General features: G+C 48.0%; 20 protein-coding genes and 1 other RNA gene. 8 read left to right on the forward strand and 13 right to left on the reverse strand.

The annotated features are described in order from the left end of the window. Positions 1 to 3 precede the first annotated feature (3 nt). The 3 genes from gmk to HPY28_RS06255 are packed head-to-tail and all read right to left on the reverse strand — an operon-like array spanning position 4 to position 1,810. The gene (gene gmk / locus HPY28_RS06245; RefSeq protein WP_017249468.1) at positions 4 to 624 is read right to left on the reverse strand and encodes a guanylate kinase; all 621 of its coding nucleotides are present in this window, start codon (positions 622 to 624) and stop codon (positions 4 to 6) included. A gap of 16 nt (positions 625 to 640) precedes the next feature. Next, complete coding sequence (remA, locus tag HPY28_RS06250) at positions 641 to 901, reverse strand: extracellular matrix/biofilm regulator RemA (RefSeq protein WP_015891999.1); 261 nt, start codon at positions 899 to 901, stop codon at positions 641 to 643. A gap of 24 nt (positions 902 to 925) precedes the next feature. Next, positions 926 to 1,810 carry a YicC/YloC family endoribonuclease gene (locus HPY28_RS06255; RefSeq protein WP_069849491.1) on the reverse strand — a complete coding sequence of 295 codons (885 nt, stop codon included), beginning with the start codon at positions 1,808 to 1,810 and terminating at the stop codon, positions 926 to 928. Positions 1,811 to 1,988: 178 nt separating this feature from the next. Here HPY28_RS06255 and HPY28_RS06260 point away from each other — a divergent pair, with 178 nt between their 5' ends. Genes HPY28_RS06260 through HPY28_RS06270 form a run of 3 tightly spaced genes read left to right on the forward strand, consistent with a single transcriptional unit; the run spans position 1,989 to position 4,585 of the window. Continuing rightward, on the forward strand, positions 1,989 to 3,728 hold the full coding sequence (locus tag HPY28_RS06260) for an Rqc2 family fibronectin-binding protein (protein WP_174230246.1): 1,740 nt from the start codon (positions 1,989 to 1,991) through the stop codon (positions 3,726 to 3,728). 36 nt (positions 3,729 to 3,764) lie between these two features. Next, positions 3,765 to 4,106, forward strand: a complete 342-nt coding sequence (locus tag HPY28_RS06265; protein ID WP_007728396.1) for a DUF2512 family protein — start codon at positions 3,765 to 3,767, stop codon at positions 4,104 to 4,106. A gap of 32 nt (positions 4,107 to 4,138) precedes the next feature. After that, positions 4,139 to 4,585, forward strand: coding sequence for a hypothetical protein (locus HPY28_RS06270; protein ID WP_017249471.1), 447 nt, complete (start codon positions 4,139 to 4,141; stop codon positions 4,583 to 4,585). A gap of 86 nt (positions 4,586 to 4,671) precedes the next feature. Here HPY28_RS06270 and ssrS read toward each other — a convergent pair. Further along, positions 4,672 to 4,862, reverse strand: a non-coding RNA gene (gene ssrS / locus HPY28_RS06275) — 6S RNA. A 162-nt stretch (positions 4,863 to 5,024) separates the two neighbouring features. Between ssrS and HPY28_RS06280 the strand changes: the two genes are divergently transcribed. Continuing rightward, positions 5,025 to 5,450: a Gmad2 immunoglobulin-like domain-containing protein gene (locus HPY28_RS06280; protein ID WP_026043157.1), complete on the forward strand. Its 426-nt coding sequence runs from the start codon at positions 5,025 to 5,027 to the stop codon at positions 5,448 to 5,450. A gap of 7 nt (positions 5,451 to 5,457) precedes the next feature. Here HPY28_RS06280 and HPY28_RS06285 read toward each other — a convergent pair whose 3' ends face one another. The 5 genes from HPY28_RS06285 to HPY28_RS06305 all read right to left on the reverse strand — a co-directional run bounded on the left by HPY28_RS06285 (position 5,458) and on the right by HPY28_RS06305 (position 9,327). After that, on the reverse strand, positions 5,458 to 6,228 hold the full coding sequence (locus tag HPY28_RS06285; RefSeq protein ID WP_026043158.1) for an enoyl-CoA hydratase/isomerase family protein: 771 nt from the start codon (positions 6,226 to 6,228) through the stop codon (positions 5,458 to 5,460). 18 nt (positions 6,229 to 6,246) lie between these two features. After that, positions 6,247 to 7,422 (reverse strand): CaiB/BaiF CoA transferase family protein, encoded by a 1,176-nt coding sequence (locus HPY28_RS06290; protein ID WP_173622144.1) that lies wholly within the window; start codon positions 7,420 to 7,422, stop codon positions 6,247 to 6,249. A 132-nt stretch (positions 7,423 to 7,554) separates the two neighbouring features. Next, positions 7,555 to 7,905, reverse strand: coding sequence for a DUF4870 domain-containing protein (locus HPY28_RS06295; RefSeq protein WP_017249475.1), 351 nt, complete (start codon positions 7,903 to 7,905; stop codon positions 7,555 to 7,557). Next, complete coding sequence (locus HPY28_RS06300) at positions 7,893 to 8,117, reverse strand: hypothetical protein (protein ID WP_017249476.1); 225 nt, start codon at positions 8,115 to 8,117, stop codon at positions 7,893 to 7,895. The genes HPY28_RS06295 and HPY28_RS06300 overlap by 13 nt, the downstream gene beginning before the upstream one ends. A 277-nt stretch (positions 8,118 to 8,394) precedes the next feature. Beyond that, entirely contained in the window at positions 8,395 to 9,327 is a 933-nt protein-coding gene (locus HPY28_RS06305) for a GntR family transcriptional regulator (protein ID WP_174230247.1), read from the reverse strand. Positions 9,328 to 9,463: 136 nt separating this feature from the next. Here HPY28_RS06305 and HPY28_RS06310 point away from each other — a divergent pair, with 136 nt between their 5' ends. Continuing rightward, on the forward strand, positions 9,464 to 9,634 hold the full coding sequence (locus HPY28_RS06310; RefSeq protein ID WP_017249478.1) for a YjzC family protein: 171 nt from the start codon (positions 9,464 to 9,466) through the stop codon (positions 9,632 to 9,634). Between the two features lie 51 nt (positions 9,635 to 9,685). On the opposite strand, the gene HPY28_RS06315 is transcribed toward HPY28_RS06310, so the two are convergent. After that, positions 9,686 to 9,925, reverse strand: coding sequence for a hypothetical protein (locus HPY28_RS06315; RefSeq protein ID WP_174230248.1), 240 nt, complete (start codon positions 9,923 to 9,925; stop codon positions 9,686 to 9,688). Positions 9,926 to 10,016: 91 nt separating this feature from the next. Here HPY28_RS06315 and HPY28_RS06320 point away from each other — a divergent pair, with 91 nt between their 5' ends. Continuing rightward, the gene (locus HPY28_RS06320; protein ID WP_173622317.1) at positions 10,017 to 10,550 is read left to right on the forward strand and encodes a DUF309 domain-containing protein; all 534 of its coding nucleotides are present in this window, start codon (positions 10,017 to 10,019) and stop codon (positions 10,548 to 10,550) included. On the opposite strand, the gene HPY28_RS06325 is transcribed toward HPY28_RS06320, so the two are convergent. Together HPY28_RS06325 and HPY28_RS06330 are read right to left on the reverse strand one after the other, a co-directional pair. Beyond that, positions 10,547 to 11,098, reverse strand: a complete 552-nt coding sequence (locus HPY28_RS06325) for an RNA 2'-phosphotransferase (protein WP_174230249.1) — start codon at positions 11,096 to 11,098, stop codon at positions 10,547 to 10,549. The genes HPY28_RS06320 and HPY28_RS06325 overlap by 4 nt on opposite strands. Before the next feature lie 21 nt (positions 11,099 to 11,119). After that, on the reverse strand, positions 11,120 to 11,800 hold the full coding sequence (locus tag HPY28_RS06330) for a CPBP family intramembrane glutamic endopeptidase (protein ID WP_017249482.1): 681 nt from the start codon (positions 11,798 to 11,800) through the stop codon (positions 11,120 to 11,122). A gap of 194 nt (positions 11,801 to 11,994) precedes the next feature. Here HPY28_RS06330 and HPY28_RS06335 point away from each other — a divergent pair, with 194 nt between their 5' ends. Together HPY28_RS06335 and HPY28_RS06340 are read left to right on the forward strand one after the other, a co-directional pair. Then, positions 11,995 to 13,194: an MFS transporter gene (locus tag HPY28_RS06335; RefSeq protein ID WP_174224333.1), complete on the forward strand. Its 1,200-nt coding sequence runs from the start codon at positions 11,995 to 11,997 to the stop codon at positions 13,192 to 13,194. A gap of 97 nt (positions 13,195 to 13,291) precedes the next feature. Then, positions 13,292 to 13,771, forward strand: coding sequence for a CcdC family protein (locus tag HPY28_RS06340; protein WP_106835234.1), 480 nt, complete (start codon positions 13,292 to 13,294; stop codon positions 13,769 to 13,771). 115 nt (positions 13,772 to 13,886) lie between these two features. On the opposite strand, the gene HPY28_RS06345 is transcribed toward HPY28_RS06340, so the two are convergent. After that, a complete protein-coding gene (locus HPY28_RS06345) occupies positions 13,887 to 14,702 on the reverse strand; it encodes a VOC family protein (RefSeq protein ID WP_174230250.1) in 816 nt (271 codons plus the stop codon). Positions 14,703 to 14,743 lie beyond the last annotated feature (41 nt).

Consider the following 14,743-nt stretch of genomic DNA (forward strand, 5'->3'; position numbering starts at 1 on the left):
ATTCTATTCAACCTCCTGTAACCATTTGCTATATTTGTGAACCTGACGATCTTTTTTCAGATGCTCCGCTGTAATAATCGCTTGAATTCGATCGCAAGCCGATTCGATGACGTCATTGACGACTACATAATCGTAGTGGTCCATGAGCTCGATTTCAGCACGCGCCACTTCCATGCGCTTGCGAATAATCTCTTGTGATTCTGTCCCGCGTCCCACGATCCGGTTTTCCAGTTCGTTTAAATCAGGAGGAGCCAGGAACAGGAATGTACCTTGCGGGAAGCTCTCTTTCACTTGAAGCGCACCCTGAACTTCGATCTCAAGAATAACATCGCGCCCCTCATTCAGCATATCGTCCACGAACTGACGAGGTGTTCCGTAGTAATTTCCTACGTATTCTGCCCATTCCAGAAGAGCATCTTCTTCAATCATCCGCTTGAACTCTTCCTGGCTTTTAAAAAAGTAATTAACTCCTTCTACCTCTCCAGGACGCGGCTGGCGTGTGGTAGCGGAAACAGAATACACCAGATCAGGCATCACTTCACGAAGTGCCTTGCATACTGTTCCTTTTCCCACACCAGCTGGTCCGGAAAGAACCAAAAGGAGACCACGATCAACCATACTCATTGTTTACACTCCTACTTTATTCGTCCGATTCGTCATCCTTCGTAGTCAAGCGCTGTGCCACTGTTTCTGGCTGTACCGCTGACAAAATCACGTGATCGCTGTCTGTAATAATGACTGCACGTGTACGTCTCCCATAAGTAGCGTCCACAAGCATGTTGCGATCGCGCGCTTCCTGGATGATCCGTTTGATAGGAGCGGACTCCGGACTTACAATTGAAATAATGCGGTTGGCATTGACAATGTTGCCAAAACCGATATTGATTAGCTTGATTGCCATGACGGCCCAGCCCATCCTTTCATGCTACTCAACATTCTGTATTTGCTCCCGCATCTTCTCCAGTTCTGTCTTGATCTCGACAGCCAGATGCTGAATGCGTAAATGATTCGCTTTGGAAGCAATCGTATTGGCTTCCCGATTCATTTCTTGGAGCAGAAAATCCAGTTTTCGACCAATTGCTTCTTCTTTGCCTAATTGAATGGCAAACTGTTGGCAATGACTATCTAAACGGGTCAACTCTTCACTAATATCACTTTTATCAGCGAAAAAGGCAACCTCTTGCGCTACACGAGCAGGGTCCAATTCAAAAGGTGTCAAACCGGCCCACTCACTTACGCGCTGCTCAAGTCGGCCCTTGTAATCTTCCCTACATAGTGGGGCCAACTGGGAGATCTCCCGCGTCCATGTGTTGACGGCAGTCAGGCGACTGGCTAGATCAGCGTGCAGCAGATTACCCTCGGTCTCTTTCATCGAAACGAGATCCATTGCCGCGCCCCTGACCAGGTCTTGGAGCCACTCTGTCAGCTCCTCCACATTGTCCTCTGACTCTTTGGTATGTATCACGCCAGGAAAGTGTAGCAGATCCTTGACGGTTAAAGGCGTCTCTAGCGAAAAACGCTGAGTCATCTCGCGGGAAATGGAGACTAGCTGTTCAGCCACATCCCAGTCAATGTCCATGACCGTAGCAGAAGAATTTTTCCCTTCCACTGAGACAGTGACATCAACACGCCCTCTTCTGACAAACTGCGCGACTAGCTTACGAATCGAATCCTCAAGCATATTCCATGCTTTGGGCAGGCGCACGACAATCTCAGAAAAGCGGTGATTCACTGCACGAATCTCGACTGTTGCTCGAATGGAGCCTTTGCTATCTTCTTTTCTACCGTAACCAGTCATGCTTCGAATCATAAGTTTTCACTTCCATAGACGCAAAATCGTTAATTTATTATAGGAGACAACTCTTGGCAGTGTCAACCGAAGCAACCCCACCACGATGAGATTCCTCCTTGCCCTGACTTATGCTACACTGTGACTGGCAGCTCTCTATCTATTATTCTAGCCATTTTTTTGATCTGAGGTGACTTTTATGGCATTTGATGGCGTAGTAACCCGCTCCGTTACGCGGGAATTACATAAACTGGTAGGAGGACGCATCTCGAAAATCCACCAGCCCCACCATAGCGATATTGTTATGCAAGTACGGACACAAGGAGAAACGGTAAAGTTCCTCCTGTCTGCAAACCCGACTTATCCGAGACTTCATATCACGACAGAAGAATTCACGAATCCGCTGGAAGCTCCGATGTTTTGCATGCTATTGCGCAAGCATTGTGAGGGCGGTGTAATTGAATCTGTCCAGCAAATCGGGATGGAGCGAATCATTCACATCGACGTACGCACGCGGGACGAGCTGGGTGACACGGCTGTCCGCCGAATTATTGTCGAGATCATGGGCAAGCACAGTAACATCATCCTCATCGATCCTGCAACCGGAATGATTTTGGATAGCGCCATGCATGTGACGCTCGCCATTAGCCAGTATAGACAAGTTACGCCTGGCAGACCTTATGTTTCTCCTCCGAGCCAAGATAAGCGCGACCCTCTTACTGTAACCGAGCAAGCGTTTATTTCTTCCCTCGACTGGAACGGCGGTCGTTTGGACAAGCAAATCGTAGAAGGCTATACCGGGATCAGTCCGTTATTGGCAAAAGAAATTTTGCACAGAGCCGGCCTTGCGAATCATGAAACACTGTGGGCTGCCTTTTCACAGGTGATGAAGGCAATCAACGCTCATGAGTATGTTCCATCCATTGTACAGGCAAACGGCAAAGCGTATTTTCACGTCGTCGAGCTAACTCATCTCTCAAACGGGGTTACCACCCCCTATCCTTCCATTCAAGAATGCTTGCAGGCATTTTACGAAGGAAAGGCGCTCCGTGACACTGTCAAGCAGCGTGCGCACGATTTAATTCGTTTTGTCACTTCTGAGCGCAATAAAAATGAAAAGAAAATCGAGAAGCTCGAACAAACATTGCAAGATGCGCATGAAGCAGATCAGTTCCGCCTGTACGGTGAATTGATCACCGCCAATATGCACCAAATGAAGCGAGGGGATCGCGAGCTCGTCACAGTCAACTGGTATGATGAAGCGGGAGGTACCATCACGATTCCGCTCGATCCGTTGAAGACCCCTTCGGAAAATTTACAGTCGTATTACAAGCGGTATAACAAGGCCAAAAACAGCCTTTCCATCGTGAGTGAGCAGATTGAGCAAGCGCATGCTGAACTCTTGTATTTGGACGGCGTATTGGTTCAACTGGAACATGCCACCTTAAAAGATGCAGAAGAAATTCGCGAGGAGCTCGTTGAGCAAAGCTACATGCGAGATCGTAAAAAACGCGGTCCGCGCAAGAAAAAAGAGACCAGACCAGAGCTGGATACGTACCTTTCTTCGGACGGTATTGAAATTTTGGTCGGTAAAAACAATAAACAAAATGAATACTTGACCAACAAGCTCGCATCGTCGCAAGAAACATGGCTACACACCAAGGATATCCCTGGCTCCCATGTCGTCATTCGCGCTCGGGAATTTTCAGATGAAACGTTGCTTGAGGCAGCGAATCTGGCGGCTTATTTCAGTCGTGCCAAAGAAGGAAGTCAAATTCCCGTAGACTACACGCTCATCAAGCATGTAAAAAAACCGAGCGGGGCCAAGCCTGGCTATGTGATCTACGAGCAGCAACGAACGCTGTATGTGACACCAGATGAAGCACTGATCCGCCGTTTGAAATCAAACACCTCTTCTACGAATAGTGCGACTACCTAAGTTCATACTAAGGGCATGAAAGGTGGTGTTCGCTCTTTGAACATCGTTCTCAAGCTCTTGTTTAACGGAATCATTGCCATTCCAGGGCTTTGGTGGTCGGGGACGTCCCTTATGTTTGCAGTGCTCGCAAGCGTGATTGTCAGTTTACTGGGTTATGTACTTGATTTGACAATCCTCCCGCGTACGAACAATACGTTTGCGAGCTCCGCTGATTTCTTGTTCGTGTTTGCCTCCTTGTGGCTTGGCTGTTACTTGTTTGGTCAGACCATATCCTTATCTGGTTTATTGTTGACGGCATTTGCCATTACGGTGGTCGAATACTTTTTCCATGGATACCTGCAACGGCACGGTGTCCATCATTCCAAACATCCGGGCTGAAGCATCATTTCTATTTTGGAAGGAGGATCAGGATGAACGTCATTGGTATCATCCAGACCGATCTTAACGAATTCAACGTGCTGTTTGAGCAGCAAGGCGGAAACGGACAAGGACAAGGACAGCAATCGCAAAACAGCGGACAAAACAACCAACAAGACCAAGACAGCGACTCGATGTTTCTCAGCTTTCTTGATGAGCAGCCGAGTTCCAATGAAAACAGCGGTCAAGGGAACAGCCAAGGTGGGCAACAGCAAAATGGCGGCGGCCCGCAAGAACTAACCGTTCGCATTAAAGGAATTCCTGAGGGACAAAAAGCAAACTTCCTACAAATGTATCAAATTCTTCAAGACGCCCAAGACTCCCAAACACTTGAAAAGGACCTGACCATTGTCGATCATGGGGATCAAGACCAAGGCTCCCAAAAACAAGGGCAGGGGCAGGGCCACGGCTCGGGCAAACAAAACAAAACCACCCATTAATCAACGTATAAAAAACAAAAACCACCTGGAAGCAGATTCCAAGTGGTTTTTTGTGCTATCGGCAATTCATTGCATTCATAAACGGCCAAGTCCCCGCTCTGCCGTTGACCTCATGTTTCTATAACCTGCGCTCACACAGGTGGGCGACCCTTCTGCACTTCAGCCTTCCCATGCATCCCAAAAGGAGGTGGGCCTGACATCCATCACAGTTTCCGTCTCCCAAAAAACACGTATAAGGTTAGAAACATTTACGGCCTATCGAACATCGCAGGATCTTGATGTCCCTACTTTATCACAGAATGGCCCTTTGCTCAACGGATAAAGTTCCCTTTGGACTTTTATCTCATCCATTTTCACGGAGTTGTCATACAATCCCGAGAATAGTTCTATTCCAATTTCGCCAACCTAGAGAGGAAAACGAATGAAAGGAAGGAAAAACATGCAATTTCGAACAAATATGCTGACAACCTGCTTACTCGCCATGAGCCTGACTGCTGTATCATTCCCCAGCATCCTTTCGCCCGCAGCAGCTAGCACACATTCTCATCCTGTTGGCGAAGACAAGGGGCAATACGAGAATGAATCGTTTCGGAATATTACGATCACCAAAACAGGCGAAGGACAATATACGATTAAGGGTGAAGCACGCGTGAACGAAGCCAACGTTCGATTCGTCGTGACAGACGGAGACAAGACATTGGCCAATAGCTTTGTGACAGCAAGCACGGGTGCCCCCGAGTGGGGGAGCTTTTCTATCGATCTCAAGCTGGACCCGAGCGCAAAATCACCAGCGCTCTCTTTGTTCGAGGAAAGTGCAGCGACAGGACAGCGCATTCATGAGCTAAACATCCCACTGCCAAAATAAATCAGCGCTACGTCCGCTTCAGCTTCGCTTGTACGAGCATCTGAAATTCAGGACGTGCGATCAGGGACGGCTGCTGTTGCTTTTCCCAGGCCAGTGCATATTCTAGGCCGTTTGCTTGGCAGCGTCCCAACCCTTCTTTTGTGACGGCATACGCTTGCTTCGGCAGGCGCCGTACCGCAGCAACCAATTTTTCAACCTCACTTTCGACTTGATTGGCTTCTACCGCTCGATAGATCAAGCCGATTTCCTCCGCTTTTTTCCCTGTAATCTTTTCTCCCAGCAGTGCGAGACGCTTCGCCCACGCCGTCCCAACAAGCCTTGGCATAAGGTATGTCCCGCCAAAATCCGTTGTCAGACCAATCTGGACAAAAGGCTCCTGCAACAGGGCGTCTTCCGTCGCAATGACAAAATCAGCATGCAACGCGAGATTGAGTCCCGCTCCGACGGCTACTCCCTCGATGACTGCAATCACAGGCTTTGGCATTTGATGCAAGTTAGTGATGAAATCATTAATGATCGTCAATGATTGATCAGCGTCACTCTTATCCGTCAGCGCAGTCAACACGCCCAAATCAGCACCGGAGCAAAAGTTCCCCCCTGCTCCCCGCAAAATAAGCACATCGACCTCCTCATCTGCTGAAGCTTTTGAGATCGCGTCCTGCAAAAGGGAAAACATTTCAAGCGTCATCGCATTGAGGACGTGTGGCCTGTTGAGCGTAATCGTGCAGATTCCATCAACTTTTGTTACGATCAGTTGCGTATGATGATCCTGTTCCATCATTTTTCTCACCCTTTCCTATAAAGAAGCGGCAGGAATAACCCCCTGCCTTTGCAGCCTGCTCAAATCCTCCTCTGTGAGGTTCAGCTTGCGTTTGAGCAGCTCGTACGTGTAATCGGTGTGCCACGGGGGTGACAACCGCTCCGCCCTGTAACGATGCGCGAGACTCTCCCCATGATCGGGCGACTTCTTTTCCAAATAAGGCAGCGTATACGCTATCTCCCTGTTCGCAACGTATGGATTATCTACCCAGTTTTCCCAATCTTCAACGGCGGTCAGACAGCAATCCACTTCACTGCCCAGTTCACTCCACTCGGCTTGGGTTCTGGACAGAAACAGTGCTTTCATATCGTCAAACACCTCTGGATGCAGAGAAACGCTAGCTCGGTGGCATAGCTCCCAGTCTGCTCTTCCTACCGCACGGCAAAAATTGAGCCAGAACTTTTCTTCCAATGCAGCAAGTGCGACATACTGGCCGTCTGCTGTCTCATACACCTGATACGCCAGCAGACTCCCTCTCCCGGTCTCCCGTCCAATCGAGGAGCTGTATGACATAAACAGTGCATGAAGCCCTGTCCAAGAACTAAACAAGTCAGCCGACGAAACATCCAAATATGCTCCTCGTCCTGTCCGCGCACGTTGAACAAGCGCCGCGCATATTTGTTCACTGGCATACAACCCGAGCGCATAATCAGAAAGCGGAATATCTGCAACGACAGGCTTGCCTTCCAGATCGCGAACCAGTGAGAGAAATCCGCTTACTGCCTGGACATTCAAGTCATGCCCCCCTATTTGGTATAGCTCGCCGCTTTGGCCATAGCCCGTCACGGAGCAATAAATGACAGCAGGGTGCATCTCGAACAGGCGATCGTAATCCAGTCCCAAATGACGCATCACACCTGGTCGATAGCTTTCCACCACGACATCAGCCTGTCTGGCCAGAGCAAACGCGAGCGCTTTTCCCTCATTCGTCCGCAAATTCAAGGAAATACTTTTATGATTGCGATGTGAACGCAGGTAAAACGCTCCCGTCTCTCTAGCTTCAGGATGAGAAGGTCTGATTAACGGTGAGTGAGTTTTGTCGTGAAACGGTTCCACCTCAATGACCTCTGCCCCCAAATCAGCCAGGCGCATCGTACAAATCGGACCTGGAAGATGGCGAGAAAAATCAACTATCGTCACTCCCGTCAACATGATTTAACTCCCCCCTTCACCGACTACACTCTCTTGTAATTCGAGATGAACGACTGTTCACCCTCTTTTTAAATAGAAAATTCAAACAAATATAAAAAGCCGTCCCAAGTGGAACGACTTTTCCAAGAACGGTTATTTAATAAACCGGAGAGTGAGCGGGTAACGGAATTCTTTTCCCTCGTTCGCTTTCACCGCAGCGATAATAACGAAGATCGCCCAAAAAATAAAGAGGGCTCCCAATAAAAGTGCGCCGATAAAAATGATGATCAGCAAACTTGAAATGGCGGCATAAATCGTCACCGAGATGCTAAAATTCAGTGCCTCTTTTCCATGCTGATAAAAAAAGGCTCCCTCTTCACGCTTGATCAACCATACGATTAAAGGTCCTAGTACATTGCCGAACGGAACGATAAAACCAAGGAAGGCAGATAGATGCACGATCATCGCCCACATTCGTTCCTCTTTCCCATTCAGGAATTGCATATCCATACCTCCATTAATCCTTTTCCTCTATTGTACGACAAATTGCGCAAAACTTGCGAAAAAACGAAAAAAGCGCCACCACGGCGCCTTTCTCTATTAATACTTGCTCTCGTGACTTCCACCGTAACCGCCGCCGTACCCTCCACCGTACCCGCCACCATGAGAGGAGCCGTAACCATCATAGCCGCCGCCAAAGTGGCCCCAACCACCATAGTGGCCTCCACCTCCACAATGTCCGTGTCCCCAACTACGACCGTATGGTTTGCAATGGGTTTTGTAGTGTGGCTTGTAGAAGCAATGCTTTCTGTACACTTTCTTTTCGCAGCATTTAAAGCATCTGCGACGAGATCTTCTGCATCCGCAACTCATTAACCTCACTCCTTCCTGTTCGTTACATCTACAAGGTATGTAGGTGAAGGCATATCGGCATGGACATCAGTCTATACACTAGTCAAAATCAGCGGATGTCTCGTAGGCTATTCAGTATGGTCAATGGGTAACGAGCTTGCGCAGCTCATTAATACCATGGTGGTCAGGAATTTCTTGAAATTCCTTTACTTTTGGCAGCGTAAGCAAATGTGGTTTCACCATATAGCCAGGCTTGGAAATATACACGACGTCAGAGGATGCAATCAAATCAAACACTTCTGCATGGTTCGCTTCTATTGTCCGAATATCCAAGTGCGTAATGCCTGCGTTGTAGAGATCATTGATCATACCCGCACCACCTCGTATGGTCGCACAGATCAATCCGACTTTCGTATTTCGTGGGTAGGCCTCCATGGCAGGGATCACCGTCGTTGGGTCCGGGATAAAATCAAGGCTAACGATCGGAGGCGCATCCTGCGGGAGTTTCAGGTTAACGGAAGGTGGGATAACGATGGCTTTGTATTGCTGCAAAAAATTTGCATCGCATTCTACCTGCTGAGAAAAATCCTCGACGGTTCTCCCTTCAACCATCACACTCGGAAGATGGTACTGCACCAAACGCATATATTCAGTGACCTCCAGCTCTGTGAACCGCAAAAAAAGAACCGGAAACTGATTGATTTCTTGCAAAACACAGGACAGAACGCGCGAGAATTCATCCATGGTATAGCCCATTGCTTTTACTTTATGAATGGTTTCTTTGGCGAGTAAAGCAAGATGGATCGGGTTACGTGACAAGAGCGTGTCACTTGCACTATTGGTTACAATCGTCCCCCTCCCTTGCCGACAATCAACTAGCCCTTCTTGCTGGAGACGCAAATACACGCTGCGAACGGTGTTGTAATTGACTTTCAACTGTGCCGCCAACTCCCTTACCGTTGGCAGCTGCTCTTGGGAAGGAAGCTCACCGCTTCGAATCGAGGATGAAATTTGTTGATATAATTGCTCGTGATAAGATATATTGGATTCCTTTTTCAAGGTCAAAGGTAGCATGTATTCACCTCTCCAAAAGTAATTGAAATGATCGTAAAGGAATTCAAAATCTATCGTCAATAGAAGGGAAAGCATGAAGCCAGTGTACCGGGTCATACTAATTCAGATGACAATTCCTTAGGAAGAAGGTGCCTTCGTGGGAGAACACAGCCGTTTTCGTGAAGGAGAAAAGTCTCCGAAAAATGCCGTATACATGGAGATTGGTGAGTCTGGTGCAAGTGTGCAGAACCCGATGATCATCGAGCTTTCCAGAGGGGAAAAGTTCCCCGCTACACGAAATAAAAATCGCGTATGGACGCAAAAGTAAGGAATGCAAAAACCAACCTGGCACCATGCACAAGGTTGGTTCTCTTTTTTACTACTTTTCGTCGTCTTCATCCTCTTCGTCTTCTTCATCGCCGCTCAAGTAAATAATGGCGACACCCAAGCTCTCCAATAACGAAAGGACTTCTTTGTTCAACTCCTGATCCATGAGCAATCCCAGGCTTTCCACGAGCTCGAGCTCTTCCAGTTCTCCCTGTTCAGCATCCTCGATCAGTTCTATGATTTCGGTCATTCGCTTTTTTTCCAATACGGCTACGAGTTCATCTCTTGTCATAAATGGTTTTACACCTCATTTTCTACTCTCTATGCTTTATAATAGTACATAAACGAACCATTGAAAACCAAGTAGTGAGGTGAAGATCACCATGTATCCGCAACCGTATCTGGATTATTTGATCCAGTTTCATGTAGAACGCGATTATTTTGAGTGTCATGAGATTCTTGAGGAGTATTGGAAAAGCGCTCCTCCACATGAGCGACAGCCAGTGTGGGTTGGTTTGATTCAAATCTCCGTCGCTCTGTATCACCAGAGACGCGGGAATCAGTCAGGTGCAATCAAAATGCTCACAAGCGCCATATCCCTTGTCAAAAAGCATCAACTTGACATCCAAAAGCTTGGGTTGGATAGTGACAGTCTGGCTAACCTGCTTGAAGAGCGCCTGACGGAAATCCAAAATGGTCAGCCCTATCGAAGCCTGTCCCTGCCCATGTCCGATGCTTTGAAACAGGCGTATCAAGAGGCTTGTACGATGCAAAATCACCCTGAACATCGGGATAGCGATATGCAAGACGCCTACTTGCTGAATAAGCATACCTTGAGGGATCGAAGCGACGTTTTGGCAGAACGCAAGCAACAGCTGCAAATGCGCGAAGCACGTCGAAACAACGAGTCAAACTAGTCTGCGTACAGCTGCAAATAACTAGCCGGGACAGCATCGCTCAAACAATAGCGCTCACCCACGCGGTAAAAGCAAATGCCGGCTTCATGGGCCTCCTTTGCATTCACAGTGACGAGGCGCAATGTGCCTGTCGGCTCTCCTATATGCTCCGGTCTTTCCGCAAGCTGCACATACTCACTGGCAATTGGCAACAGGCCACCAGTGAGTACTTGTTTCCATAATTTTCGATGTGTCCCGTAATAAAGAACGTCAGGTGGTACCATCTCGATGAGCTTGCTTTTTGCAATCGTGGGCAAAAATCCGTAAGTAGCTCGAATGAGTGCTCCACCGTCCCATTCGATACTCCGCTCCGGATCGAATTCCACGACTTGATGAAGATCTTGCCTAGCTATGTATGAGCACCCTTTCAGCGTATGAAGATAGTCCAGCAACGGCTCAATCGGGGTATATCCATACGTGTCATAGTAGAGTTGAAATGCTTCACTGTTTTGCCGAAGTATACTGAGCAATCGCTTACGCAGTCTCGTTTCTTCATGAATCGCCAGCATCCGTTTCACCCTCCTATCCGGTCAATAAATCCAGAGACCCACAGCTAGTGCGAGACCCAAATCCGCGAACAAATGACTAATCCAGTTTGGGTAAATCGAAGGAAACATTCCTTTCATCCATCCCCAAATTAGCCCTGCTCCAAAAACCATCGACGTAATGAACAAGCCGTTTCGAAAACCAAAGAGGATCGTAGAGATAATCAGGTGATACAAGGAATAAAAAAAGCTGGAAAGAAAAATGGACATCAAGCGGGATAAGGATGCGCGCAACCGCTGCAATACGAAGCCTCGCCAGAACAACTCTTCCAGCAGCGAGTTAATGAAAACGAGGTAGAACGAAAAACCCCAAATCCAGCGGCGTTCAATCCCCCATGTCTCCATACCTGCTCGAACGGCTTCAGGTCTTCCCGGTTCCTGCAGGAGCAACCAAAGCCCAGCCAGCACTCCTGTCAACATAAGAACGCCTAATGCCAGTCCGTATAAAGTACCCTGCCATTCAAAACTTCCCCACGCTAAACGCCAGTGCCTTTGCAAATCTCCTTCCCACCATCCGTGAATGACGGGGATACAGATGCAAACAAGCACATGAAAAGAAAAGAACGTGACAATCACGCTATGCTTTTCCACCAGTCCGTAAAAGATCGTGAGTGTCGCAGCGAATCCATACACGATCAACAGTAGCAACGTCCGTTTTCGCGCCATTTACGAATAGCTCCTTTTGGGCGTAATGGCCGCAGTATTGCGTTAGTTTGTCCGTTATGAACACGAAGAATACCCACAAAGACAATAAATATACAAGCGTTTGCATGAATGCTATACTTGAGAAATCGCTTTTTATCAAATGAATGGATCGGTTCAAATTTTTACCTATCTAACGAATGTTTGGAGTGGCTCTCATGTTATGGCGTAATCGTACCTTTCTGCTTTTAATGAGCGGAGAGATCGTCGCGGGAGCGGGCATGTGGATTTCGATTATTGCCAATCTTGCGTTCATGCAGAAACTCGTTCCTTCTGATACGGTGAAGGGCTTGATTCTGATGTGTGGGTTGGTGGTCAGCATCCTCCTCGCCCCTAAAGCAGGTGTGGTAATTGACATGTACGACAAAGGCAAGATCATGCTGTTTGCCAGCCTGGTCCGAACACTCAGCCCCGTCTTCATGTTCCCGGCTCTTGCCAACGATTCTCTTCTGTGGATGATCGTATCTTTGATCGTGATGCAATGCTCTGCTGCGTTTTATTTTCCGACCGTGCAGGCTTCCTTGCCAGCCATCCTTTCCCAGGACGAGTTACTCAAGGCGAACAGCGCATATCTGAATATCTCTACCCTCTCGCGCATTGGAGGAACAGCAATCGGCGGTATACTCGTTGCCTCCATGGACCTGTCCATGCTGTATGTGTGCTCCATCATCGCGTACGCTGTACTCGCTGTCGTCACACTCTTTCTCCGTATTCCGCAAGTGACTTCTCGGAAAATTCAGGAAAAAGTGGAGTTTCGCGAAGTACTGACGATCTCGCGACAGGACCCGGCCTTGTTAGTCGGCTTGATTAATAACGGGTTGATCACCTTGTTCCTTGGAGGATTAAACCTGATGATCTTGAACTTTAGCGAGCTACAACAGGAACCTCAGCTCATGGGATGGATCTATGCAGCAGAAGGAATCAGCATTTTGATTGGGGGGCTCTTGGCAAAACGTTGGATCGGCCGCAGAAACCTCGTGGCAGCGTCCACCATCATGCTCTTTTTCTTCGCGCTGTCCCAGTTTGGCATGTCATTCGCCGATAACAAATTCATGGTGCTCGCTTCCTTCTCCATGTTCGGCTTTGTCGTTGCTTTCTTCTTCCCGGTTACCGCAACGATTTTCCAGAAGCGTCTACCTCCACACCAGCAAGGGCGATTCTTTTCTTTCAAAAGCATGCTGGATCGTGGATTCTTCTTGTTGGCTCTCGCGATTACAGGAGTTGGGCTGGACATTCTCGGCATTAGCGGCTACCTCCTCTTCATCGGCTCGGTGACAGTGCTCTTTGGCTTATTGACTTTCTTCTACAGTAAAAAGCATAAGCTGGATGTGCGCTCCCACGATGAAGCAGCTGCCTAGAATCGGAATGTAACGTACCATGACAAACGCTTTCCCACTGACCATGCTTTGGTGTACACTAGTGAAAGTATGTTGAACCTTATGGAGGCGTTCTTCCATGCAGATACTTTCCTCTCCCGTTTTGGGAATCCTGCTGCCTCTCGTGATGGCTATTGCAGTGATCTTTGTGAGAATGCGTCGGCAAAAAAAGCCGGCTTCTGCAAAAAGCATTATTTTGCCACCTTTCTTTATGGCGACAGGGTTTGCAATGTTCTTGTTCCCCGAGGCGCAATTACCGCCCAAGTTTGATATTGCAGCCTTTGTGGTTGGGCTTATCTTTTCGATTCCGCTGATTATGACGTCACGCTTCGAAATCATTGGGCAAGATGTGTATTTGAAACGGTCCCGTGCGTTTTTCTTCATTTTGTCCGGACTGTTGGTCATCCGACTGATTATTAAACTGATGATCAATGATAGCTTTACACCGATTCAGACAGGTGGACTGTTCTTCTTGCTCGCATTCGGCATGCTCGTACCTTGGCGTATCGCGATGCTGGTGATGTACCGAAATTTAACTAAAAAGACGTTTGGCACCTAGTAAAAAAACCACCTCCAGTGCGAGGTGGTTTTTTTCTCAAAACGCTACATAAAACGGATGCTCTTCTTCTCGTAAACACAACTCAATCCGTTTGCAGAGGCTCTCTTCTAAACGACTATTCCAGCGCTACTAGAAAGTAAGATCCTCCATCAATCTTATACTCGCTATTCTTGCTTGCTCCTTCCAGCCTCGCAAAAAACGGTCGTTGCCCGCGATTTTTCCATGCAGTCAGCGCCAATCCCTCCTCAGTCGGTTGACAAAGCACTACATTTCCACCCGGAAGTTCAAATGCTTGGCAGATGGCCCCCAGTTCTTTATCGTGGAATGTTTCGCTCTTCTTCCATCCAAACCAGCTTTGCCAACGTGCTGTTGCCTCCTCCAGATCTGTTACTGCATAGCCTACTGACTGGAGATGCGCTGCACCGTTCGGATGAGCGGCAATGATGCCACGATTTGTCAAATCATCTATTCTCTCCTCATCCGTTTGCGACCATTCGATGAGAAATGGCGGTAGAAGTGCACTATCTGCATCTTCGAGGAACAGCATCCGCCACCGAAGCGTCGTGCCATCATCACGCGTACGACTTCCCGCAACTGGTCCAGTAACCTGCAAACCTTGGATTCGCAGGCGCTCTGCCCACGCATCCATCTCGTTGGTCCGAAGCGCAATCTGGCCAAATCCTTCTCCCTTTGCCTCATCCTCGATGCATTGACGTACGAGCGGATTATCTGATTGTCGCGCAAGCTCCTTGTGTTCAACCGCCAAAAATTCAACATAAGAAAGCCCGAAATAACTAAGGCTATTCCATGTCCCCCAAGACGCATGACGCCCTCCAGCTACCGCATGAAAACCCGCTTGGCAAAATTGTTCCGATGCTTCCTGTGGAGTTCGCTGTACAAAATGAACCAAATGATCAAAAGTTAATCGCACCTTTTCTCGCCTCTTTTCGTAATACTTATAGGATATCAAAA

The sequence above is a fragment of the Brevibacillus sp. HB1.2 genome (assembly GCF_013332495.1).
Taxonomy (GTDB): Bacteria; Bacillota; Bacilli; order Brevibacillales; family Brevibacillaceae; genus Brevibacillus; species Brevibacillus porteri.